The 26,370-nt window shown below is 28.8% G+C and carries 10 protein-coding genes and 1 CRISPR repeat array (1 of these 11 only partly in view); all 10 genes read right to left on the bottom strand.

The window, feature by feature from the left end; genetic code table 11:
- A CRISPR array of direct repeats spans nucleotides 1–8,096; the repeat unit is 30 nt; unit sequence CTTTACATTCCACTTTGGTTAGTTTAATAC; it reaches 1,195 nt to the left of the window's first position.
- Nucleotides 8,097–8,271: 175 nt separating this feature from the next.
- Nucleotides 8,272–8,766, bottom strand: a complete 495-nt coding sequence (gene cas4, locus UF10_RS00650) for a CRISPR-associated protein Cas4 (protein ID WP_106775920.1) — start codon at nucleotides 8,764–8,766, stop codon at nucleotides 8,272–8,274.
- Between the two features lie 90 nt (nucleotides 8,767–8,856).
- Entirely contained in the window at nucleotides 8,857–11,250 is a 2,394-nt protein-coding gene (locus UF10_RS00645; protein ID WP_106775919.1) for a CRISPR-associated helicase/endonuclease Cas3, read from the bottom strand.
- Nucleotides 11,251–11,479: 229 nt separating this feature from the next.
- Nucleotides 11,480–12,622: a CRISPR-associated protein Cas5 gene (cas5, locus tag UF10_RS00640; protein WP_106775918.1), complete on the bottom strand. Its 1,143-nt coding sequence runs from the start codon at nucleotides 12,620–12,622 to the stop codon at nucleotides 11,480–11,482.
- On the bottom strand, nucleotides 12,615–13,493 hold the full coding sequence (cas7i, locus tag UF10_RS00635) for a type I-B CRISPR-associated protein Cas7/Cst2/DevR (RefSeq protein ID WP_106775917.1): 879 nt from the start codon (nucleotides 13,491–13,493) through the stop codon (nucleotides 12,615–12,617). Before cas7i ends, cas5 begins: the two co-directional genes overlap by 8 nt.
- A gap of 177 nt (nucleotides 13,494–13,670) precedes the next feature.
- Nucleotides 13,671–15,179 (bottom strand): type I CRISPR-associated protein Cas8a1/Csx8, encoded by a 1,509-nt coding sequence (cas8a1, locus tag UF10_RS00630; protein ID WP_106775916.1) that lies wholly within the window; start codon nucleotides 15,177–15,179, stop codon nucleotides 13,671–13,673.
- Nucleotides 15,176–15,919, bottom strand: a complete 744-nt coding sequence (gene cas6 / locus UF10_RS00625) for a CRISPR-associated endoribonuclease Cas6 (RefSeq protein WP_106775915.1) — start codon at nucleotides 15,917–15,919, stop codon at nucleotides 15,176–15,178. Before cas6 ends, cas8a1 begins: the two co-directional genes overlap by 4 nt.
- Nucleotides 15,920–17,147: 1,228 nt before the next feature.
- Entirely contained in the window at nucleotides 17,148–18,452 is a 1,305-nt protein-coding gene (locus tag UF10_RS00620) for an alkaline phosphatase family protein (RefSeq protein WP_106775914.1), read from the bottom strand.
- Between the two features lie 486 nt (nucleotides 18,453–18,938).
- Nucleotides 18,939–19,661, bottom strand: a complete 723-nt coding sequence (gene pflA / locus UF10_RS00615) for a pyruvate formate-lyase-activating protein (RefSeq protein WP_106775913.1) — start codon at nucleotides 19,659–19,661, stop codon at nucleotides 18,939–18,941.
- A 148-nt stretch (nucleotides 19,662–19,809) separates the two neighbouring features.
- The gene (gene pflB, locus UF10_RS00610; RefSeq protein ID WP_106775912.1) at nucleotides 19,810–22,041 is read right to left on the bottom strand and encodes a formate C-acetyltransferase; all 2,232 of its coding nucleotides are present in this window, start codon (nucleotides 22,039–22,041) and stop codon (nucleotides 19,810–19,812) included.
- A 630-nt stretch (nucleotides 22,042–22,671) separates the two neighbouring features.
- Nucleotides 22,672–26,157, bottom strand: coding sequence for a hypothetical protein (locus tag UF10_RS00605; protein WP_106775911.1), 3,486 nt, complete (start codon nucleotides 26,155–26,157; stop codon nucleotides 22,672–22,674).
- Between the last annotated feature and the right edge of the window lie 213 nt (nucleotides 26,158–26,370).

Genomic DNA, 26,370 nt, shown 5'->3' with positions numbered 1-26,370 from the left:
TCCTTTACATTCCACTTTGGTTAGTTTAATACGCAGTTTCTTGCATAATAGTAAATGTGCATTGTCCCTTTACATTCCACTTTGGTTAGTTTAATACAAATCAATTACAAAAGCACCTATTGCACCAAGTCCTCTTTACATTCCACTTTGGTTAGTTTAATACTTACATCTATAAAGTCATAAGTAGCATCTTGATGCTTTACATTCCACTTTGGTTAGTTTAATACCTTATAGATACATGAATATCCTCATAATTATCAAATCTTTACATTCCACTTTGGTTAGTTTAATACACCTTTAATTTATTGAATTTCTCGACACACTCTATTCTTTACATTCCACTTTGGTTAGTTTAATACTTAAGTAAAATAACAATATATTATTTTTTAATAAAAATCTTTACATTCCACTTTGGTTAGTTTAATACCTTTAATAACCCAATTTATAGCCCTTATTGCTCTGTCTTTACATTCCACTTTGGTTAGTTTAATACGGTAATAAAAATAAATTATCCATAATTTTAACAACAGCCTTTACATTCCACTTTGGTTAGTTTAATGCTCTTTTGATTATTTTTATACTCCGGAAATGATTGATCTTTACATTCCACTTTGGTTAGTTTAATACCCCATATCTAAGTGCTGCTATTGCATCATCAAAAAACTTTACATTCCACTTTGGTTAGTTTAATACGCTATCGCATTTGCTATCTTTGAGTATCCAAGTCTATCTTTACATTCCACTTTGGTTAGTTTAATACAGTAAAGATTGAAGAGTTTGGCAATATAATAGAGTTCTTTACATTCCACTTTGATTAGTTTAATACAATCAAACTTATCCCATTGCCCTATTTGACCGTCAGTCTTTACATTCCACTTTGGTTAGTTTAATACTTCGCCATGCGGAGTCACGTCATAATAAGAGATCCCTCTTTACATTCCACTTTGGTTAGTTTAATACCTTATTTTTATGTCTAAAATACAATATTATCATCTATCTTTACATTCCACTTTGGTTAGTTTAATACGATTTTTCACCACTCATACTTCTATAAGTGTACTCTCTTTACATTCCACTTTGGTTAGTTTAATACTAAATAATATTTTAGGAGGTAGCAAAATGAAACAATACTTTACATTCCACTTTGGTTAGTTTAATACCACTCACACCTAGTTAAGCTAAACGGTATAAATGTCTTTACATTCCACTTTGGTTAGTTTAATACCACACCTTAGCAATATACCCAGCAGTCCCACCATCCTTTACATTCCACTTTGGTTAGTTTAATACCATAAGTTTGTTTACGTTATTTTGCATGTCCGCAACCTTTACATTCCACTTTGGTTAGTTTAATACGTTGCCGTAAACATTTCTCCAGCATGGTGATTATATCTTTACATTCCACTTTGGTTAGTTTAATACCTAAAGCTTTTTTAGTATAAATAAATCCATACTTATCTTTACATTCCACTTTGGTTAGTTTAATACGCTTTGTAATATACAGCATTTCCATACTCTTGTAAGCTTTACATTCCACTTTGGTTAGTTTAATACTATAAATGCGAGAATGAAGAACTAACCGATGACTTACTTTACATTCCACTTTGGTTAGTTTAATACGAACTCTTCTAAAAATGATACGGTCAATACAAGCCACTTTACATTCCACTTTGGTTAGTTTAATACGTAATGGATTTAAAGTATGAAGTAGTCGAAAAAACAGCTTTACATTCCACTTTGGTTAGTTTAATACCTTTAGTTCGTTTGGTTTCACCCAATGGACATCCTGCTTTACATTCCACTTTGGTTAGTTTAATACGCAACTGTTTTTTTAAGTAACAAGATTAATAGTATCTTTACATTCCACTTTGGTTAGTTTAATACTGCTTTTGACATTCTTTTATGACATCTGCACTACACTTTACATTCCACTTTGGTTAGTTTAATACTTTTTTAAATCAATTAATAGCTGAGAATATAGCAATCTTTACATTCCACTTTGGTTAGTTTAATACATGAGCCTAGCTATAAAGCAAAGTTTAACATAGATCTTTACATTCCACTTTGGTTAGTTTAATACTAAAAAAAGATTGAATGAAGTAGAATTCATTATTAGCTTTACATTCCACTTTGGTTAGTTTAATACATCCATAGCCCTTCCCAGATGTGCCATTTAATTTCACTTTACATTCCACTTTGGTTAGTTTAATACTGATGTAGTAGTCATAGTGTCCTTTTCTTCTTTCTTCTTTACATTCCACTTTGGTTAGTTTAATACATAGCTTTTGAAATTCGAAGGGATTGTGCTACAAGTACTTTACATTCCACTTTGGTTAGTTTAATACTTAGTTGACAATAGTATATATATTGTGATATTATATCTTTACATTCCACTTTGGTTAGTTTAATACGTCCTTTCTAATAAATTTGGCAAAGATAATGTATGTCTTTACATTCCACTTTGGTTAGTTTAATACTCCAACAAGCAACTGAAGCTTTCTAGGGATAGTGTCCTTTACATTCCACTTTGGTTAGTTTAATACCCGCCCTTAAATCCTACTCCCATAAAGTAATCATTCTTTACATTCCACTTTGGTTAGTTTAATACTTTATCATATTGAAAAGATGTGCAGGGGGTAGGATACTTTACATTCCACTTTGGTTAGTTTAATACGCACTATATTTACATTACACATCTAAAATACTAACCTCTTTACATTCCACTTTGGTTAGTTTAATACTTACCGCCACAAAATGCTACGCCGTCCGTGTTTATCCTTTACATTCCACTTTGGTTAGTTTAATACGACAATCTTTATCACCTCTAATCATTTATACTTTTCCTTTACATTCCACTTTGGTTAGTTTAATACTGTGTTTCTTAAATATCATTGAGAATAGTTGTCATTCTTTACATTCCACTTTGGTTAGTTTAATACTCTATATGTGAACTCTATATCCCAAGAAAGATGAGCCTTTACATTCCACTTTGGTTAGTTTAATACATACAAGATATGATGACTGTCTATACGTATCAAGTACTTTACATTCCACTTTGGTTAGTTTAATACTGAAGATCATCAAAAATTACTAGACCAAGCCTCAGTCTTTACATTCCACTTTGGTTAGTTTAATACCTGCATTCCATTTTCACACGTTAAAATCGCTTCTTGCTTTACATTCCACTTTGGTTAGTTTAATACGATGCAATGTTAAAGCTTTAAAATGTTCGTAATATACTTTACATTCCACTTTGGTTAGTTTAATACACGGAGTGATAGACTATAAAGATTTAAAAATAAATGGCTTTACATTCCACTTTGGTTAGTTTAATACCGCATTTTTTGACGGAGTGAAACAAGTATTTTCGGACTTTACATTCCACTTTGGTTAGTTTAATACTAAATCAAGAACGTTTTCCTTTTTAGCTTGAAAGACATACTTTACATTCCACTTTGGTTAGTTTAATACTATAAAGAAATATCAAGGGACTGCTAGACCTTCTAACTTTACATTCCACTTTGGTTAGTTTAATACGTTCCCTCTAATACATCTGATTTTCCATATAATTTACTTTACATTCCACTTTGGTTAGTTTAATACTTCCACTAGCTAGATAAACCCTTAATGTGTCAATCGTCTTTACATTCCACTTTGGTTAGTTTAATACCGGAAGAAAAGAGAGTTTCGGAAGCTACTAAGTTAGCTTTACATTCCACTTTGGTTAGTTTAATACTATGACTGTTGACTCTAGCGGTAATATGTGGATTCGCTTTACATTCCACTTTGGTTAGTTTAATACGACAAACACAAAAAAAATCGAAAAGGAGAAAGCAAACTTTACATTCCACTTTGGTTAGTTTAATACTCAAACCTGCCAAATACGAAAATGGGGGCAAATGACCTTTACATTCCACTTTGGTTAGTTTAATACTCAACAGTCTGCAGTAGTGCTAGACGCCGTCAAAGCTTTACATTCCACTTTGGTTAGTTTAATACGAAGAAAAAAACAAAGAGCTTGAAAAAAGGATTGAGCTTTACATTCCACTTTGGTTAGTTTAATACTGAAATTGGAGACATTGAGAATGAAATAAAAGAATACTTTACATTCCACTTTGGTTAGTTTAATACTCTAATACTGCTCCCCTTACATATCCATTAGTGGTACTTTACATTCCACTTTGGTTAGTTTAATACCTCCAATAGTGTTATATACATCTTCAAAGGTAGTTTCTTTACATTCCACTTTGGTTAGTTTAATACGAAAAAGATACATCTGAAATAATTGAAGAAGCAGACTTTACATTCCACTTTGGTTAGTTTAATACAGGGTTACTGAAGCTCTTAAAAAAGCTCAAAGTAAGCTTTACATTCCACTTTGGTTAGTTTAATACAAGTCAGCTTTTACAGATGTCAGGAGAGCTATTTGACTTTACATTCCACTTTGGTTAGTTTAATACCTAAATAATCTCAGTAAATTGTTTAATTCTATTTCCTTTACATTCCACTTTGGTTAGTTTAATACACAAAGGATAAAAACTAGCATTTCCATTCTTTTTTTCTTTACATTCCACTTTGGTTAGTTTAATACAAGCTATCACCAGTTTCAACATCTATCAACTTACAACTTTACATTCCACTTTGGTTAGTTTAATACGCGCTCCACAGTTAGCTGAGATTATACAAAAAGAAGTCTTTACATTCCACTTTGGTTAGTTTAATACACAAAACGACAGTGTTAGACGTTGTCGCGAAAGAATTCTTTACATTCCACTTTGGTTAGTTTAATACTAAAGAAGTATTATAATAGATAACTGTTATACTAAACTTTACATTCCACTTTGGTTAGTTTAATACACTCACAGAAAGAGTGGCTTAATCGTAATTATATTACTTTACATTCCACTTTGGTTAGTTTAATACGAGTTAGAAAAACAGTAGATGAAGTAAAAGATAAAAACTTTACATTCCACTTTGGTTAGTTTAATACTTAAATACAAGTGCTGAATAGTCCACTCTACAAATGTCTTTACATTCCACTTTGGTTAGTTTAATACTTAACTTTTTCAATAATCCGACTGGCTTTTGAGTCTTTACATTCCACTTTGGTTAGTTTAATACAATACTTAATGAGAATCCCGTGTTTGCAGTACAATTGCTTTACATTCCACTTTGGTTAGTTTAATACTATCAAGTTTTCATCAGCAAATATCTTTTCAATAGTCTTTACATTCCACTTTGGTTAGTTTAATACTTTAACTTCATTTAGAAACCACTCTGAAAGATATTCCTTTACATTCCACTTTGGTTAGTTTAATACTGTAGGAGCAATTGACTATGCAAGTGTGCGTGACCTTTACATTCCACTTTGGTTAGTTTAATACGACTTAATATATTTATATATACACCCAATATATATTCTTTACATTCCACTTTGGTTAGTTTAATACAATCAGATGTAGAAGTATCGCACAACCTTTATAGTTCTTTACATTCCACTTTGGTTAGTTTAATACTAGAGCAATAGATGAGGGACTTGTTACAATCGTTCCCTTTACATTCCACTTTGGTTAGTTTAATACCTATATTAGTTGCATAAAGTTGTTCAAAGCATTCAGACTTTACATTCCACTTTGGTTAGTTTAATACTCTAACTTTTATGTTATTGAGAAAGTCAACATCAAACTTTACATTCCACTTTGGTTAGTTTAATACTAAGTTCAAAGCGACTTTTAAGACTAACATAGCTAACTTTACATTCCACTTTGGTTAGTTTAATACCTGCACTAAATAATGATTACTTTATGCTGATAAATCACTTTACATTCCACTTTGGTTAGTTTAATACATAAGGATTGTAAATGTATTACCTGCCTTATTAACCTTTACATTCCACTTTGGTTAGTTTAATACAGCATCTCAATTAGCTGATAAAGTTAAATCTGTCGTCTTTACATTCCACTTTGGTTAGTTTAATACTTTATCTTTATCTTCATATTCATAATCTAGCAGTGCCTTTACATTCCACTTTGGTTAGTTTAATACATGTTAAGCTTGAAGAATTATTTAAAAATCGTATAACTTTACATTCCACTTTGGTTAGTTTAATACCATTTAAAATACTTGCAAAAGGTGATTTAGATAAGACTTTACATTCCACTTTGGTTAGTTTAATACTCCTGTGTTTCTCTCAACACCAACTGCCATACCCTCCTTTACATTCCACTTTGGTTAGTTTAATACTTAATAGTATTAAAGCATTGTTAGAAAATGAAACGTTCTTTACATTCCACTTTGGTTAGTTTAATACTCCACTAGCCAAGTAAACCCTTAATGTATCTATAGTCTTTACATTCCACTTTGGTTAGTTTAATACGCTAGAGAGTGCTAAGCGTTTTAAAAAATGGGTGACCTTTACATTCCACTTTGGTTAGTTTAATACTAATCACCGCCTCGGTAGTGATTGACTCTAGCACTTTCTTTACATTCCACTTTGGTTAGTTTAATACTAGTGAACAAGCAATAACTGAAATAAAGAAAGAACTCTTTACATTCCACTTTGGTTAGTTTAATACAGATATCTCCAGAGGGGGAAAAGATTTGGGAATTTAGCTTTACATTCCACTTTGGTTAGTTTAATACATTCATAATCACATTGACTGGAATAGTTATAGCAATCTTTACATTCCACTTTGGTTAGTTTAATACTAATAAGGGTGCTTATTTTTACGAGTTTACACAAAACTTTACATTCCACTTTGGTTAGTTTAATACAATAACGTGTAAATACGTAAGAATAACGTGTTCTTACTTTACATTCCACTTTGGTTAGTTTAATACTGCAACTTTAACTGTAGCCCCTATTCCGGCAATCATCTTTACATTCCACTTTGGTTAGTTTAATACCAGCCAATCTTAATGACATGTTAGTGATTTCAGATTCTTTACATTCCACTTTGGTTAGTTTAATACCCGATATACATCGCCTTAGTTGGTGAGGCGTCAATCTTTACATTCCACTTTGGTTAGTTTAATACCCTTAAGTCTTTTAAAGTGACTTTTACCACAGCATACTTTACATTCCACTTTGGTTAGTTTAATACAAAAGGCTATAATAAAGAGAGAACTAACTGAACTAGCTTTACATTCCACTTTGGTTAGTTTAATACAGCAATAAGATATGTGGAAGAACCTCTTTTAAAATAGCTTTACATTCCACTTTGGTTAGTTTAATACACCCACTTATCCTCAACTATAATGTCTACAACATTCTTTACATTCCACTTTGGTTAGTTTAATACTCTAGAGTCATAGTATATGTTACTGAGTCGTCTAACTTTACATTCCACTTTGGTTAGTTTAATACTCCCACTTGATGAAGCTTATGCAGAGCTTAGAAGGTCTTTACATTCCACTTTGGTTAGTTTAATACAAGTGCATTTTTGAAATTATTAAAATCTTCTTTCTTTCTTTACATTCCACTTTGGTTAGTTTAATACCCTGACAAAAATAGTGATCTCTCAGATGCAAAAGCACTTTACATTCCACTTTGGTTAGTTTAATACACAATGATGAAAAGAAAGAAGTAAATGAGGATTCAAACTTTACATTCCACTTTGGTTAGTTTAATACGTATTTATTAAAGCGAACCTACTATTTACAGACGCAACTTTACATTCCACTTTGGTTAGTTTAATACAAAAACGTTATTTACTGGTTTAGTTCAACTTGTAGTCTTTACATTCCACTTTGGTTAGTTTAATACCCATACTGCAATTGTTGTATCATTGCAGTAACTATACTTTACATTCCACTTTGGTTAGTTTAATACACCTAATCCCTTTATAAATGAGTTTATGGCTTCGATCTTTACATTCCACTTTGGTTAGTTTAATACATAACATAGTAGCCGGTAGCTTAAAAGGCGGAAGAACTTTACATTCCACTTTGGTTAGTTTAATACCCAAATCAAAACGCAAGTGGAAACTCCATTATTGAAACTTTACATTCCACTTTGGTTAGTTTAATACTATCTATTTCTAGCGCTATCAGCTTCTTTCTAAAATCTTTACATTCCACTTTGGTTAGTTTAATACAGCTACGATTTAATGCCTTGCTGTTACTGGCTTTCAAGTTCCATTTCTGTCGACCTCGGAGATACTCCTCTAATTTATACCTTTAGTATATCATAAAGTTCAGAGCATTTGATACTACACACTTCTTTCTTTAGTCGACTCAACAGTCTTTTTGACTTATCTGATGTCGACTATCTTAAATAAAGCAAATATCATGATATGCACAATTTTTACATATACTTTTTTTACATAATTCTGGAGGTGTTTTCATTTCTATTATTTCTTGGATCTCATTTAAGTTTTTTTCTATATTACTTCTATCATCATCTTCCAACTTCACTTTCCTTATTTCTCTTATTAGGGGATAATCCAATATACCCATTACATCTTTAACACCTTCTTTTTCTAAAAACCATAAATAATATTTTATTTGTTGGATTGATGCTTCTTCAACAATTTTACTTTTTTTCACTTCATGTATTACATTTTTATCTTTTATATAGTCTATGTTTATGATATTTCTTATATTTATATGTTTTTCCTCATCATAGTAACACTCTTCATCGATTGCCTTTCCAATTGAAACATCTTCATTTGTATGTTCCATACTCAATCCACTATTGAAATACCAGAGCTTTCTTTTACATACTATATAGTAATACATCATTATTCCTGTTATTTCTTTTTTCATATGAACTTCCCTTCAAGCTATCTTTGCTTTTTACTAAAGATGTCTATTCAAAAATATATTTAGTTTTCAAGATGCAATTTTTATACTATTTTATATAAAGCTATCAAATTCTTCTTCTTTTTCTTTTTTACTATTTGCACAGTTATCATAATCCTCTTTATTCAACCTCTGAAAGCCCTTCTCATTATAATGACAGTTTGCTTTTCTTATGAATCTATGCTTGGATATTTCTATCTTTTCGGCATTTTCTAAGTCGCCTTTATTTATATCGTATATTCCGACTGACACAGTATACTGCATTAGCTTATCTTTCAGTTCATATCCTTTTAAAATAATTCCTTTTCTTTCTTCTTTATTTTCACAAGTATATATTTTTTCATTATTTTCTTCTATCTGAGATATTATTTCTTCTATCTCTTCTTTATTGATTAGTCCTTTTTCTATATCTACTGGAAATACATCAAAAGAAATAATATTTCTAAACTTCCTATTAACTATCTTATTTGACAGTTCAAACTCATTAAGATCTTCATAATAATTATATGTTTCCCAGTACTTATCCATAAATCTACTTTCTTTGGCGACTACTTTTTCTGTAGTAAAGTACTCTTCTATCATTTCTTGTTTCTTTCTTTCTGTAAGTACTCCTTCTTTAAATTCAAGCAAGGCTTCTTTACTTAGTTTATACAAGCCTTCATCTATAAAACCTGTTTCTTTATAGATATTTATCAAAAGCTTGTTATCAATCTCTGTGTATATAAATGAATTAAATTTATCTATTGATTTCTTACCTTTTCTATTGACTCTTCCCAGTCTTTGGAAGAATGAATTTAAATCTGATAATTCCGTAAATAAATAGTCAAAGTCTATATCTAGACTTGCTTCTACAATCTGTGTTGATATCCATATCTCATCTTTATTATTAAACTCACCATTTTCTAAAAATGTAGATCCAGTATCCATAATTTTGTCTTCTTTTTCTGATCTATCTTTCTTTATAAACTTACTATGCAATATGTTTATATTTTCAAAGCCTTCATTTTTCAAGTCTTCATATATCTTTTGAGCATTTTTCACAGTGTTGCATACTATTAGATACTTCTTATGGTCAGAATTATTTTCTTGGTAATGTTTTATAATATCTTTGGAATTAAGTTCTTCTTCAATTACTTTTACATTATGTCTATCAACTTCAGTTACAAACTTTGCCTCTTCAAATCTATATTTATCAACAATTTTCCCATTTTTCTTTGTCTTCATTAAAAGATCCTTAATAAATGGTGGAAAAGTCGCCGTAAATATAGAAACCTTTCCTCCTATATCTATAATTTTTTGTATTCCCAAAATCATAGATGCTAGTAAATCTGGACTATATGCTTGAATCTCATCTATAACAACCTTTGAATAAGACATCATCGCATACTTAAGTTCATAGCCTTTTGATTTAAATATAAAGTCAAATAGCTGGTCCGGAGTAGATATGTTTAAAGGCATTGAAAATCTTTTGCTTTCATTATAATATGAAATAATATCAGTTATATCATTTTTTTTATCTGTACCTTGATATATATTCATACTATCACCATGAAGAAGTGCAACTCTTTTATTGATATCTTCACCAGAAACTACCGAATCTACAACTCTTTTGTAGATTGAATTTATAGCTGTTTTAAGTGGTAATATAAAAAATCCTTTATTATCACCTATCCATAATAGTGCTCCTTCTGTTTTTCCCATTCCAGTAGATGCTATTGCTATGATATTTTCTTCTCTTTTTTCAATGCAGAATTTTTGTAGTTCATTCCAAGAAGAATTATTTTCGCATTTCCATCTATTCATCATTTCATCTAATTTATTTTCTAGAAAATCTGCTGGATACTCTATTGGCATATGGGCACTTGCAGAGTAATCACACTTTTTTAGTAATCCCAGTATTTTAACTGGAGTTAAATCTCCATTATCTATAAGATCATTTGTCTTAGATTTTATCTTATTTAAATAATTTCTCTTTTTTTTAATTTCTTTTTTTAGTTTTGATATAAATTCTTTTTTTTCATCAGCAGATAAATTTAATTCATCGATATTGTATAATTCAAGAATATCTCTTTTAACTAGTTCTAAAGGTTCGTCATATCCTACTTTAAAGTTATCGTCATAGCTATGATGGTCAATAACTGCCTTGTCCACAATAAATTCACTCTTATCTGTATCTGATATATAATAGGATAGTATATTATGAGGCACTTCTATTTGAAGATTAAAATTTCCACCTTTTATTAACCTATTTTGGAAATGACTATTAAACTTACCTATATCATGCAATTTTATCGCTTTTTCCAACATTTCAATTTCTTTTTTATCAGTTAAATATCCATTTGATATTAGCTCTGACTTTCTTTTTAATAATTCTTCAGTATGCTCTTTGATTGTTTCATCAGGCTTAGCTAGATAATCTCCAACATATAAGTAATCTATTTTCTTCATATACTCCTCCATTTTAGTTTTTATTGTTTATTTATACATTCAACCTTAAAATAAAAGTTATCTTTTTATTTCTTACTCAAGCTTTATATTTTTTTTATTTATTATTTTACTTACTTTTACTTCTCATTTATTTACTTACTTTTATTAGTATATTAGATTTTGCTCAATTTCATATAAGTTTTAATTACTGCCCCAATATTAATAAATACTAGGGCAATAATCTAAAAATCTACATTAAACTTATTACATAGCCGTCTTCATCTATGTATATTCCTCTTTCAGGGTAGGCGCTATTGTATTCGCTGCTATCTATATTTATTTTATAGCCTGATAAATATACTACCTTTTTCTTATTGAAAATTCTTTTATTTTTTATTATTTCATAATCTTTATTGAGATAGTAACAAGTTCCTCTAGTAGCTATAGAAGCTGCTGTATTTATTGATTCTGGATAGTATATGCTTTCTTCATCTAATATATCATCATTCAAAGAATCATAATCTACATATCCACTGTAATTTCTAAGTAACTCTGAAGGTTCCTCTACAAAGTCCTCATCTTCTGATATCTCAACAAACTTGGCTTCCACACTATCTACAAAGTCCTCGCTTCTTCCTATAGAAGTAATATTCAATACATTGTCCATTATTTCTTCCATAGTTTTTTCATCACTTCTAATATGTAGTACTAAATCTACTCCATACAAAATTTCATATCTTTTGATAGAAGTAGTTAAATTTGCATAAAAAGACATTGGTTCTGTGTACTCTTTATCCTTTTTTTCTTTTAGCTCTTTTTTCTTGGCTTTTATAGAATTATTTAATTCCTTTATCTCCTGATCTATCATTTCATATATATGAGAAGACTTGTCCTCTTCTTTTTGCTTTGCCTTTAGAGCTTTAACTTTTTCCTTTATTTCCTTATCCTCTTTCTTAAGAAGAGCATTTTCTTCCTGAAAAACTTCTCTAAGATCTGATATCCTGATATATTCATCTAGTTCTTCTTCATCTAATATATCAATTGTTATCTTCTTCTTAAAGCTATTTCCCTTAGATTTTAGAGTCTTTGCTATTTCTTTATAGCCGTCATTTAATTTATTAGGGCTCTTAAGCTTTACTAGCACTCCTCTATCATCCATCACACTATTTAAAAATCCAAGATCTTTATAAATTTCTTGATCCATGGATTCATATCTCCCCTGTATGCTTATATCCATAGGTCTATACTCTTCATATCCACAGGCTGCATGTATTGCACCTATTACTGTTGAATATGGTGGTAGGGGATATGTCATCTTATTATTTATAGTTTCTTCTTTTCTATAATGAGCTTTATTTTGGTGTAACTTTATCCTTAAGATTTTTTTATTCATAGTATTCCTTCACATCCTCTTCAAGTTTACTGAAGAACTCTGCCATACTAATAGGCTTTAATTCTTCAATAATATCCATTTCATTATCAAAGTTTCCACCTCTTAAAAGACCCACTCTATATCCATTATCCAATCTTCTCTTTAAATCTTCTGTTATATCAAGTTTATTTCTATCAACCCTAACTACATTTTCAAAGTAATGAGTCTTATAGTCACCAATTCCACCAAATACTAATAGTGGCTCTGCATTATCTAAATTTCCTTTCACTGCTAATGCTAAATTTTCAATAGCATCTAATATAGTTTTTACTCTTAATATTTTTTCTTCTTTACTAGCTTCTACATCATAGTTTGCATCTACTCCCACTTTATCCAAATCAAATGTAATACTATACTGCTTCATTGATTTATCATATTCATACTGATATGGCATCAAACCAGATTTTTTGGCATCTTCTTGAAGATTTATATTATTTGCCTTTGCATAGCTAGATGCTAAGTATAAATTGTTATGGAATCTTGTTTCATTTACAAACTCATCACAAGCCACTGCATCTGTTAGATAAAAAGAACTCTTTCTAATCTTTGTTGTAGGAGATGTACTCATATATCCACCTTCTAGAGCTCTACAGTTACTTGCATTTTTTTCTTCGTCAACTTTCTTTTGAGTTGCTCCATCTACTACTACTTCCAGATCCTCATACATTCCACTTTGAACCATTATTGCATTTTTCAAACTTTCTCTACTTCTAGTTGCATATACTTTTCCGTTTCTAAATACCTTCTGAACAGAAGATATATTTCCAAGACCTTCTCCGTAGTTTGATGTCATATTTGCTACAATTGTCATAGTTAAAGCTTTATTTTTCATGATTTTTCCTCCTGATTTTATTATATTAATAGCCTTTATCACCCTTTGTTATAAGTAAATTTACTCTGGGTTTTTCAATTTATCTTTAAGCTTATATTATTTAAAGCGTGATAAAAGCTTTATTTTAATGATTTATTCTTATAACTTAGCTATTTTTTACAACAGTTTACATATTTATTATTTTTCATTTACTTCCTTAGCTACTTCATTCTTTTTTAGTGCATTTACAAATGTATATGCTAGGTTTTTATTTTCTTCAAAGTTTTCAAATAGATCATATGCAAATCCAAAACTTACAGTACTATAGGCTGATAGCTGTAACAAAACTGTACAGAAACGATCGTAGTCCTTGAATGTAAGGCAAGATATTAACTTATTTCTATAGCCTATAACCTTATTTTTTTCAATTTTACTTATTACTTCATCAGCTGCTTTTTTAGCAAAGTAATTACCTTTATTCATATTCTTATACACTCCTTTTTCTAAACTAATATTTTTCTTTAATTCTTCTAAAGCACTTGCACCATCTATTTTTTCATATAGATATGTATTTATTCTAATCAATTGACTAATTAAAAACTTATGATCATTTTTATCCTTTAAAAGTCTATCAATCAATTGGTCTAGCCTTACCATATTCAGTATAGAATTGACCACAATATCCGTTATATTTAGATAAGAATCCCTTCCGTATTTACAAGCTTTACTAAGTGCCTTTACAATAAGTTCATCTTCAGAGTCAGATATCTTTTTAAATACATCTATTGCTAAATCTCTTACAAATACTGTTTCAAAATAGTCTTTATCCCTATTTTTAACTACAATTTCTACTTGATAATTTATAAATTCAGCGGCTTTTGACGAAGATAAAAACAAAGCACTTCTAGCATTTTTATTATCGTCTTTTATATCGTTTTCTTGATACAAAGAATTGTTTAAGTTATTATTGGCCTTTAATAATTCCTTTGAACTAAAATTATTATTTATGAAAAATGCATCTCTAGTTTTACTGAACCCAAAAGGAATATAGTCAAACTCTGGACAGTCTTCATAAACATATGTATCATAATCCCAATTAAAAGCCATTGATTTTTTCTTTTTAGGTAAGTCAACATAGTAGCCAACTAGTCTGCAAACATTCCCCTCAGCTGTTCCTAAAGAGTTCTGATTGCAAAAATTTCTATATGTCGCCATACCATTTTTATAAGTTTCTTCTATCAAGCTATATCTATTTTTTTCCATCAAATCTAATACATTATTTTTAAAAGATTTATCAGAGTTAATATCTATATCAATTCCTTTAAATACTTTCTTCATTATGACATTGGCCTTCATTAAATCCTTTATAGACTTTACATCCTCATCACTTAAAGTGTCATTTTTAATCAAAGCCTTTAGTCCTAAATGATGCATCTTAGACTTAAAATACTTTTCAACAAAATCTAGATATCTTTCCCTATTTTCTTCATCATCTAATAAAATATCTTTTGTGTTATAACATAAAACATCATTTCTTACTTTACTTTTATTTTCTCCATCAAGAGTGTATTCTTCTTCATAGCTAGTAGAATAGTCTATTCCCTCTTCTTCAAAATATCTCATAAGACCTACTGCTGATGCAGAATACCTCCAGTCGGAAAACTCTAAAACTGTATCAAATTTTCCTTCTAAATCTCTTCTTATCATAGTCTCATCTCCCACGAATCTATAAGGTTTAGTAAACCAAACCCTGCACTTTTTCTACTTCCAATTGAATTGATTAGCATAGAATTTAGTAAGTTTCTATCTGCCATAGCAAGAAAATTACCTAAAGAAACTTCTATCATATGACCAAACAATGGAATTACCTGCTTTTTCATTCTAGAAGTATCTATTTTCATTTCTTGAATTTCATTCTTTAAAGCTGGATATGCTCTTTCTAGATTTAACTTAAATGCTTCAATAAAATCTTCATCCTCAACAGTTACATATCTGTCTACATTACTCTCTTTATTATGCTCTCTTATAACTAGTGGCGAATAAAGTGCAAACTGAGCAACATTTCCTTCCACATTTTTTTCCTTTAAAATGCTTATTTTTTCCAATTTTATTGAATTTTCTTTAGAAATTTTGAATTTTTTTCCTTTCTGATTTAAAAAAGAATTAAATAAGATCAAGATATTCATTTTATCTGCTGCTGCAAATGTAAGATCAAACTTCCTATCTAAAACCTCTATTCTATTTCTATGAAACTCAGGATTCATCAATTTCATACTCCATGAAAAATCCTTTCTTGTATTTTGTGAAATATCTTCATTGTAAAACTCATCAAAAAAGCTTCCTTCAGAATACTCACTAATTGACTTTTTTATAAAACTAATTATCATTTTGTGATAATCAGTAGGCATAAAAGTCTCATCCATACTAAATTTCATTAAAATCCTCATCTATATCCTCCTTTTCATTATTTTTATTTATAAAATTAATTTTATAATATTCTAAAAAACTTTACTATATTTCTTATCTTAAAGTGCAAATAATTCCAAATTTTCTGTGTTTTAAATATAAATTTTTTAATAAATTTCTAACTATCTTGAAATAATTCTATAAAATATTTAAAATATTCTTTTTATTATAGACCTGCTATTCATCTTTATTTGATTTCATGTTATAATTAAATTATTATCACTTATTTTAATTAATATAAAACTTATATAATATATAAGTTTCATCTAAACTGTATTTACTTTGCATATAGAATATAGCCGAAAATTAGTTGTTATTATTTATATCTATATTTTATTGGTTGGTATTGAATCATTAAAAACAACTAATTTCCTTACTATAAACTATTTTAAAAAGGTATGGTATTTAATATGTTCTCAATAATATAAAGTGTTGTGGTATTCTGGTATTGACATTTCAAACAGTGTAATTGTTATAAATTATTGAGAAAAATAATAGAACATAATATTATGTTCTATTATTTTTGATAACACCAACTTTAGTATTTTTTATTTCTTATAACTAAGTTTAATGCTTTTCTTTTATTTCTTAATTCTATTATAGCATCATGAACCTCCACATTGGAATGAACTGCATCTAAATTTTTAATGCAAAAAAGACAGCAGATATATCTGCTGTCTTTTTTTATCTATTTATATTGTATATCTATCTTTTTTACTATCTAACTATTTTTACTATATAGTACCTTTACTATATAACTAGATAACTATCTTTACTATATAGCTGACTTTGTCATCTAACTTTTTTGATAATTAATTGACCTTACTATATAACTGACTTTGCTATCTAACTATTTTCACTATGTAACTAACTTTACTACACTACTATCTTTAATATTTATTTTTTAGATCCCTTAAAATACTTTTATCTTTAATTATACTTCATAAATTACTTTAACTCTTCTTAATATCTCTAAATAAACAAATTTTCTGAAAAGTATATTATACTATTAATAAGCATAATATTTTCATTTTTTAAAATTTCATATTGAGGCATAAAATCCTAAACCTCCGAAAAAGCTGTTGAGATACTCAACAGCTTTTTTAAATACTCATATTATGAATTTATTAAATATTCACTAGAGAACTATAGTACCTAGCTCCCTTCTATATAATAAAATACTCTTAAAAATATCATCTTTTTAACTATCTACTCTTCCAAAAATTCTTCTATTACTCTTCCGTCACAATTTTTCATCTCAAATCCCATTATTTTAGCAAAAGTTGGTCCTTCATCAATTAAGCTCATTTCATTTATAGAGATATTCTTCTTTATTCCTTTTCCCGAAATCAAAAAAACTGTCTTATAATCTTCTTTCAATGATGAATTATATCCATGATTATTAACATGTGCCTTTTTTTGCCCGATTGATCGATTGCTATTTATCTCATCTACACTTACTATCAACTCGTCAGCTACTCCATCTACAAAGAAATAGCCTTCTGATGCTTCTAACATAAATCTACAGTTAGGATCTGCTCCAAGTCTTTCAGCTTCTTCTCCTCTATATATTTTTTCTATTATTTTATTTTTAAGCAAAGGTAGGAGAAGCTCCATTATCTCTTTATCCTTTGATTTTTTCTTTGAATAAATATAAGCTGAGCCATCCAAAGATTTACATATTACTTTAAATTTTTTAACTGTTCCATCTTTATTTTTTTCTAATAAATTGGCCTTATAAAATAAATTATTTAGATATATATTGCTATGTCCATCCTTGCTGCTGTGATCCCCCAGTATAACTATTACTGAATCTTCATAAATATTCATTTCCTTTAATTTTTCAACTATCTCTCCTAGTCTTATATCTAATCTCATCAATGCTGCATCCGCTTCTTTTGAGTTAAATCCGAACTCATGTCTTTGGGAATCAAGGTCTATATAATGAATCATATTTATATCCGCCCTAAAATGCTCTAGTGAATAGAGAAATGACTGATGAGAAAAATTATCGAGTTCTGGTTCTTTCAATCCTTTTCTTAGCTTTCCAAATTTAGAATTTAATAAAAACTGAAAGTATGGATTACCATTAAAAAGTGATACAAAAGTTTGTTTTTTCCACCAGCGATTCGCAAATATTTCTGGCATATTATACTTGATATCTCTTGATGCTGCGGTTACTGGCCAAAATATAGATAATATATCATATCCAGACTTTTTGGCTAGACTTTGAAATGTTTCCGCTTTTATATCTCTATCATACCAATACCAATCAGGACTTTTTCTATATGGCTCAAGCTTGGTATTGCTTACAATTTTATGCTTACTTGGATATACTCCTGTTGTAATTGATGTATGAGCACAATATGTTAGACTTGGATATACACTTGACACATTTAGACATCCTGATGCCTCTTTTAAGTACTTTTTAAAATTTGTCAATCTCTTCAATTTATCTATATCTACCTTTGAAAGTCCGTCATAAGATAGAATATGTAGGTATTTTTTCCCCATAATTTACCCCTCTTATATACTTATTTACTTATATTTTTCACTTATATTTTTTGTGCTATTATTTTTAATTATTACTTTTATTACTTGCTCTTTTACTTGCTCTTATTACTTACTTTTTTAATTTGCTCTTTTCACTTACTCTTTTCACTTACTTTTAATCTTACTCTTATTATATTATATATCCCTAATTTTTTAGGATAATCTAAGAGTAATATAATAACTTTTTTCTTTATATATATTATAAATTCCAAGCTTTTATATATTGTTTTTGATAACAGTATCAAAAACAATATAAATAATCCACAATAATTTGAATTTAATCTTAGCTTGTGGATTATTTATATTGATAACATTTATTTTATCTACCTAACTACTAACTACTAACTACTAACTACTAACTACTAACTACTAACTACTAACTACTAACTACTAACTACTAACTGATTATACTTTTTCCAAATATATCGTCAATATTATTCTAGTATTTTATCTTAAATTATCTATATCCATAATTTTATAAGCTCTTTCAAGGTCTTCTTCTGTTGCCGCTTCTATATCATTTAGCGAATATTCTTTTCCCATCTGCTCCCACTTATGTATTCCCATAGTGTGATATGCTAACAACTCAAATTTTTCTACATTTTTTAATGATTTTACAAAGTCAGACAAATCTTTTAGATACTCTTCTTCATCACTTATTGTGGGAACTAAGACATGTCTTATCCATACTGCTATGTTTTCCTTATCTAAATATCTTGCCAGTTGCATTGCTTTTTCAGATGATTGACCTGTAAGCCATGTAGATACTTCTGTATCCGTATGTTTTATATCTAGAAGAACTAAATCTACATACTTTAATAGAGATTCTACAGACTTAATATCTATAAAGCCACTCGTATCAAGGCAAGTATGAACGCCTTTTTCCTTTGCAAGTCTAAATATCTCTTCGACAAATTCAGCTTGAGTAGTTGCCTCTCCACCAGAGATAGTAATTCCTCCACCAGATGCATCTATAAAAGTTTTATACTTCATCATATCATCTACTACTTCTTGAGCTGACATTAGCTTGCCCTCTCCATACTCCCAAGTATCTCTATTATGACAAAATCTACATCGTAAATTACATCCTTGGGTAAATACCACATATCTAATTCCAGGACCATCTACAGTTCCAAATGTTTCTATTGAGTGTACTCTTCCTTTGATCATAATGCTCCTCCTATATCTGTTATCCCCCAATACATAATATATATTTTAATAAAAGGGGGCATACTATTTAGCATAACCCCCTTCTTAAATTTTCAATTTTTATCTTTTGCTTTTGCTTTTGCTTTTGCTTTTGCTTTTGCTTTTGCTTTTAAGCCATTTTATCATGGAAAGTTCTGTTTATTACATCTAACTGTTGTTCTCTTGTTAGCTTGATAAAGTTAACTGCATATCCAGATACTCTGATAGTTAACTGAGGATATTCTTCAGGTCTTTCCATAGCATCTAGAAGAGTTTCCTTATCAAATACATTCACGTTTAAGTGCTGAGCTTTCTGCATAAAGTAACCGTCCATCATAGCTGATAGATTGCTCATTCTATCTTCTTCAGACTTTCCTAGAGCCTTAGGAACTATTGAGAATGTATTAGATATGCCATCCTGTGCCTCTTCATAAGGTATCTTTGCTACTGATGAAAGCGATGCAAGTGCTCCGTTTGAATCTCTACCGTGCATTGGATTTGCTCCTGGTGCAAATGGTTCTCCTGACTTTCTACCATCTGGAGTGTTTCCTGTCTTCTTTCCATATACAACATTTGATGTAATAGTAAGAACTGACTGAGTGTGAACAGCATCTCTGTAAGTCTTATGCTTTCTTATCTTATCCATAAATCCACTCACTATGTCTACTGCTATCTGGTCTACTCTATCATCGTTATTTCCATATTTAGGGAAATCTCCTTCAGTTTCAAAGTCTACTATTACGCCTTCTTCATTTCTTATTGGCTTAACCTTTGCATACTTTATTGCAGATAAAGAGTCTGCACAAACTGATAGTCCAGCTATACCACAAGCCATAGTTCTTAAAATTTCCATATCGTGAAGGGCCATTTCAAGTGATTCATATGAATACTTATCATGCATATAATGAATTACATTTAAAGTATTTACATATAGGCCTGCTAGCCACTCAGAATACTTTTCAAATCTTTCATTTACTTCTTCATAGTTAAGTAAATCTCCCTTTATTGGATCCATCTTTGGTGCTATCTGAGCACCAGACTTTTCATCTATTCCACCATTTAGAGCGTATAAAAGTGTCTTTGCTAGATTTACTCTTGCTCCAAAGAACTGCATCTGCTTTCCTATTCTCATAGCTGATACACAACAAGCTATTCCATAATCATCTCCAGTAAATTTCTGCATTAAATCATCATTTTCATACTGTACTGAACTAGTGTCTATAGATACCTTAGAGCAGAAATCTTTAAACTCCTTTGGAAGTTTAGTTGACCAAAGAACAGTTAGATTTGGTTCTGGTGATGGCCCTAGTGTATATAAAGTGTTTAACATTCTATATGAGTTTTTAGTTACATATGTTCTTCCATCAGCGTTCATTCCACCAATTGATTCAGTAACCCAAGTTGGATCTCCTGAGAACAACTCATTGTATTCAGGTGTTCTAAGGAATTTTACCATTCTTAGCTTCATAACAAAGTGATCCATAATTTCCTGTGCATCTTTTTCTGTTATTACTCCATTTTTTAAGTCTCTTTCAAAGTAAATATCCAAGAATGTAGAAATTCTACCTATAGACATCGCTGCACCATTTTGATCCTTTATAGCTCCTAGATATGCAAAGTATAACCACTGAACTGCTTCTTGAGCATTCTTTGCTGGCTTAGATATATCATATCCATATGAATTTGCCATATTCTTAAGCTTCTTTAAAGCTACAATTTGTTCAGTTAATTCTTCTCTTAAACGAATAACTTCTTCAGTCATTGGCTTATCTGCCAATGAAAGTTTTTCTTCATTCTTTTTCTCAATTAAGAAATCTACTCCATATAATGCAACTCTTCTATAATCACCAATTATTCTTCCTCTACCATAAGCATCTGGAAGTCCAGTAATTATACCTGACTTTCTAGCAGCTCTCATCTCATCATTGTATACATCAAATACACCTTGATTATGAGTTTTTCTATATTTTGTAAATATCTCCTCAATTTCTGGATTTAGTTTGTATCCATATGCCTCACAAGAATTTTCAACAGTTCTTATACCACCAAAAGGCATAACTGCTCTTTTTAGAGGAGCATCAGTCTGTAAACCTACTATTTTTTCTCTATCTTTATCTATATAACCTGGTGCATATGCATCTATCTGAGATATTGTATCCACATCTACATCTAACATACCACCATTTTCTCTTTCTTTTTTAAATAATTCTGAAACTTCTTCCCAAAGCTTCTCAGTATTTTCTGTAGCGCCTTCCAAAAATCTAGAGTCACCTTCATAAGGAGTGTAGTTCAAATCAATAAAGTCATGAACATCCACATTTTCTGACCATTTTCCATTTTTAAATCCATTCCAAGCAGTCATATTTCTACCTCCATACAAATACTAATTTAGTTTTAATATAAATCTATAAGGCTTTAATGATATTCAATATCATTAAAGATTACCTTCATAATAACATAGCTGTATACAATATTCAATAGTTTTTTGAAATAAGTTATTTGTTATATTTTTACTTATTTTTTCATCGAATTCAATAAAATACTCTATAAAAGAAGCCATTTTTTTACGAATATTTATATATTTATTTTTAAAATAATTCTATAAACGTCGTACTATTTTTATTTTTTTCAACTTTTTGTTAAGGTGCAATCTTCACATAGCAATGCCTTACTATAATATTTTTATAGATAAGGAGCTCTATCTTTTTATAATTCTTTCTAAAATTTTAAAAAATATCGATTATATTAATTAAATATATAATACATTTAATTAATATTTTATAAACAATCTTATTTTATTTCTATTTTTCTTATTCAATATGTAGTTATTATTATAGCACATGCTCCTATTATTATCTATATCTTGTATGCAAGTCCGTAGATTATTTTTAATAGCTAGCGTTTCACTTAAATTAAATCTAATTAAGTAATAAATTTGAATATTAAAAAAGGCATAAAATAAATTCTATGCCTTTTTTATATATTTTGATTTTTATTTTAAAATTACCTTTCCCTCATCGTCAACTGATATATATCCGTTCATCTTCATATCATTATACATCTTTTTATATATTGGATCTTCAATTTCTTCATAGATACCAACTTCTGATAGAAAATCATAAACATCTCTTTCATTCATATTACCTTCATATGATTCTTTTAAAATATCATATGCTAGCTCATCTATGTCCTTATACTCAGATTCTTCATCCACCAAAACTATAACATCCATAGAATTTTTCATCTTATATCTAAATAGTTTTTTAAATCCATTTTCTTCCAATATATTTGAAATCGTAAATTGATTTATCTCAAATTCCTTAAAATCTATATCTTTTTGTATTTCTTTTATATACTCTTTTGGAATAAAGAATCCATTTTTAGATATTGTGTCTTTAGCAAATTCTACTAATTTTTCAACTTCCTTATTCTCAAGTAAGAATTTATCCTTAGCCAAAAAAGTTTCCTTATCTACCTGAATATATATTCCTTTATTTACTATTCTATCAACAGTTTGATATATAGATATCTGAGAATATCCAAACTTAGATAAAAGTTCTCTTAGATTATCAACCGTCAAATATTTTGGGTACTTAAGTCTTATTACATCCTCTATACTTTTTATATCTTGATTTTTACAGTATAGAAAATTATTATTTCCCACTATATTTTCATTCATATATTTAATCAATGATGCAATCTCTTTGGGATGTTTTATATCATATCTATCTACAAATTCAGATAAAACATCATCTTTTAAAATATACTCACTATATAGTTTCTTTGTAAAAGCATATCCTTCTTTAAATGCTTCCAAAGATATTTTTTTTATTTTTTCTTTTATTTCTTCATTTAGTATATCTTCTATAATTACACACTTGCTAGGTCCCATTTTTATTACTTCCTCGGAGTTATCAATAGCATTATATATTCTATTTGTAGACCAATCAGTCTTATCTTTTAAATCTTTTATACTTATGATGGAGTTATTCTCTTTGCAGATATCAAAAATAACATCTGTTTTCATTGATATTTGATTCCCTTTGGTTGTAATATCTAGTGAGTTTCCTTTACTAGTATTATAGTCATCAAAATGATGATTGATCAAAGAATATACATGATGCTTACCATAAAAAGTTCCTGGATAATATTCCTCCATAATTTCATATATTTCCTTGGCATTTACATAGTTTTTCTTTGATAACCTTAAATCTAATATTTTCTTCATATGTAAAAGTGTCACTTCATCTATATCTACCAAATCTATATGTGAGTAGGTCCTAGGATTTACAAGTATTATTTTATCTGACCTAGAAGCCAGACCTTCAAGGCTTCTACTGTTCATCTTCATTTCTATTCCAAGCTTCTCTTTAAAAAATCTATTGTACTCTGGAACAGTTTTTGAATTCAGACGTAGAGGCTCCTTGTGATAGTATCTAAGATAGAATTCAAATAAATCTATCTTACTTATTCCTTCTTTGTAATAATAATCATCTACTAAGTAAACACCATTTTCCCTCATAAATCTTTTGCATTCCGAGTTTTTAAATATTTCTGCAAATATAGTATCCTCAACACTTACTTGATTATATTTTCTAAAAATATTTTTAATACTTCTAATTTCGCCGAATGAGTCTAGCTGCTCTTTTTCATACTCAACATTACTTGCTATTCCTTCTAAATTGAAATAGGCCATGCTTTTATATTCTTTTATATAAAATATATTATAGACTACATTTGCCTTTATTAAATCTATCAGTATTTTCTCGTTTTCTCCAAGATAATCATCTAATTTTTCTATAGGCATTCTCTTATAATTATCATATATAGCCCTCAAAGCTATTGTGAATTTTTTTTCTTTTAAAACCCTGTTTATGTTTTGAATAATTTCTTTTTCTATTTTGTCTAATTTTAGCGTACTTTCCCCTGTAAGTTCAGATATTTCTTCTAAAGATTTTTTGCCAATTATTCTATCAAAAAGCATCGTCTTCTCTAACTCGCTATATTCAGAAAATTTCATCTCACTTACAGTTTCTTCTATATTCATTATTTTTTCTAAATTCTTTTTTATGTTAATAAGATATCTTATCAAACTATAATCCTTGATATCAATATATCTCATACCCTGATACTGAGATATCTCATCTTGATTATAGGACTTTCTACCTACCTTAAGCCCTACTCCAGATATTACTTCCCAAACAGTCTTTTCTGATACCACAGAGTAAATATTTTCTTCAAGCAAAAATCTTTCTGTTTCAATTACTCTAACAGTTTCTTTTGCCTTTCTAATATTTTCCTTTATATGGTCAAAAAATTCAGAATATCTCTTCTCACCTACTCCAGGAACATATCTAAGCTTTGATATATCATATCCCATCAAATCTAGTAAATTTTCAACACCATCTTCTTCAAGTTTTTTCTTCATATATTCGTATGCTAGATATTTATCTGGAAGTAGATTATCTATAGGAATCAACTTGAAATAATTCTTTTCGACATTGATATGTGAATATTCATCAATACCTATTTTCTTTTCTTGCGGTATAACACTAGATAAAATTAAATTTTTCTTTATAATCGATAAATACTCTTTTTTAAGAGCGTTTATTATTAATTTTTTCTTAGAATCCTTAATATTAAATTTATTAAAATAATCCTTTTGAGCCTCTATATTTAAATCATACAAACTGATAATATCATTATCTTCACAATGAATTCTAAACATTATATGCTTGTACTCCTTAAATATATCATTTATTTTCAAATCCTTAAGATCTTCTGGATAGTTTTCTTTTATGTAATTAAAAATACTCCCATCCTCATCATCTCCTAAAATATCTAATAGAAAATGTTCAATCTTTAGGATTATTTCTTCTTTCTTTCTTTTTCCTATACTTTTGCTAAATGTGAATCTAACCAAAGCTTCTTTTCTAAGATCCATTAACGTTACAATTTTATTTTTGACGCAAAATTCTCTAAATAACAAATATTTTCGCTCGTCAAAAATACTTTCAATAAGACTATTTCTAAGGATATCCTCATAATTTTCCTTTAAATAGTCTAGTTCAAAGAAATTTCTATTGAAGCTTTCTTTCATATCTTCTAGTATATTTTCTATTTTAAACTCAATTTTATTTCTATCAGATAAGTTCTCCACACTCTCTAAAAAACTCTCTATACAACTATCCGTTAAATCATATAGTGTAATAATCTCATTACTAGAGCAATATTTAATAAAATCAATATAAATTTTACTATAAAAAATGTCATCCATTGTAACCTTTTTAATATCTTCTGGATAACTTTCTTTTAAATACTCAAGGGGAGATATATCTTTTTTGTGTAATATTTTGTTATATGATAACACATTTATATCTGTATAAATATCCATATTTTCATTTTTATATTTACTGGATATTTCATCATCTGTTTTCTCTTCATTAATATGAATCAATTCTTTTGTTTTTTCACCCATATCGCTTTCCCCGCTGACTAATTAAATTTTTTGATTAAAATACAACATAATTATTTAATAAACTACTTATATATAATTATAACATGTTTTTATATTTAGTTGTATAAAAATATAAAAACATGTTATAAAATTAATTTTCATTTTTATAATTTTATTTTAAAATATTTTTGTTATTATTTTAATATAAATAATCACTTTTAATCTTTTGCCTTG

Origin of the sequence: Peptostreptococcus russellii (assembly GCF_003012055.1) — a bacterium.
Taxonomy (GTDB): Bacteria; Bacillota; Clostridia; order Peptostreptococcales; family Peptostreptococcaceae; genus Peptostreptococcus; species Peptostreptococcus russellii.
The sequence above is the reverse complement of the archived record's forward strand: the minus strand, read 5'-3'. Positions and strand labels throughout refer to the sequence as shown.

Bases quoted from the DNA above. Each gene is read 5' to 3' on its own strand.
- cas8a1 (WP_106775916.1), bottom strand. From the start codon at position 15,179: ATGATAAGAAGAGATTTAGAAGGAAAATTTGATACAGTTTTAGAGTTT.
- UF10_RS00645 (WP_106775919.1), bottom strand. From the start codon at position 11,250: ATGAAGAAAATAGATTACTTATATGTTGGAGATTATCTAGCTAAGCCT.
- cas5 (WP_106775918.1), bottom strand. From the start codon at position 12,622: ATGAATAAAAAAATCTTAAGGATAAAGTTACACCAAAATAAAGCTCAT.
- cas6 (WP_106775915.1), bottom strand. From the start codon at position 15,919: ATGAGGATTTTAATGAAATTTAGTATGGATGAGACTTTTATGCCTACT.
- UF10_RS00620 (WP_106775914.1), bottom strand. From the start codon at position 18,452: ATGGGGAAAAAATACCTACATATTCTATCTTATGACGGACTTTCAAAG.
- cas7i (WP_106775917.1), bottom strand. From the start codon at position 13,493: ATGAAAAATAAAGCTTTAACTATGACAATTGTAGCAAATATGACATCA.
- pflA (WP_106775913.1), bottom strand. From the start codon at position 19,661: ATGATCAAAGGAAGAGTACACTCAATAGAAACATTTGGAACTGTAGAT.
- UF10_RS00605 (WP_106775911.1), bottom strand. From the start codon at position 26,157: ATGGGTGAAAAAACAAAAGAATTGATTCATATTAATGAAGAGAAAACA.
- cas4 (WP_106775920.1), bottom strand. From the start codon at position 8,766: ATGAAAAAAGAAATAACAGGAATAATGATGTATTACTATATAGTATGT.
- pflB (WP_106775912.1), bottom strand. From the start codon at position 22,041: ATGACTGCTTGGAATGGATTTAAAAATGGAAAATGGTCAGAAAATGTG.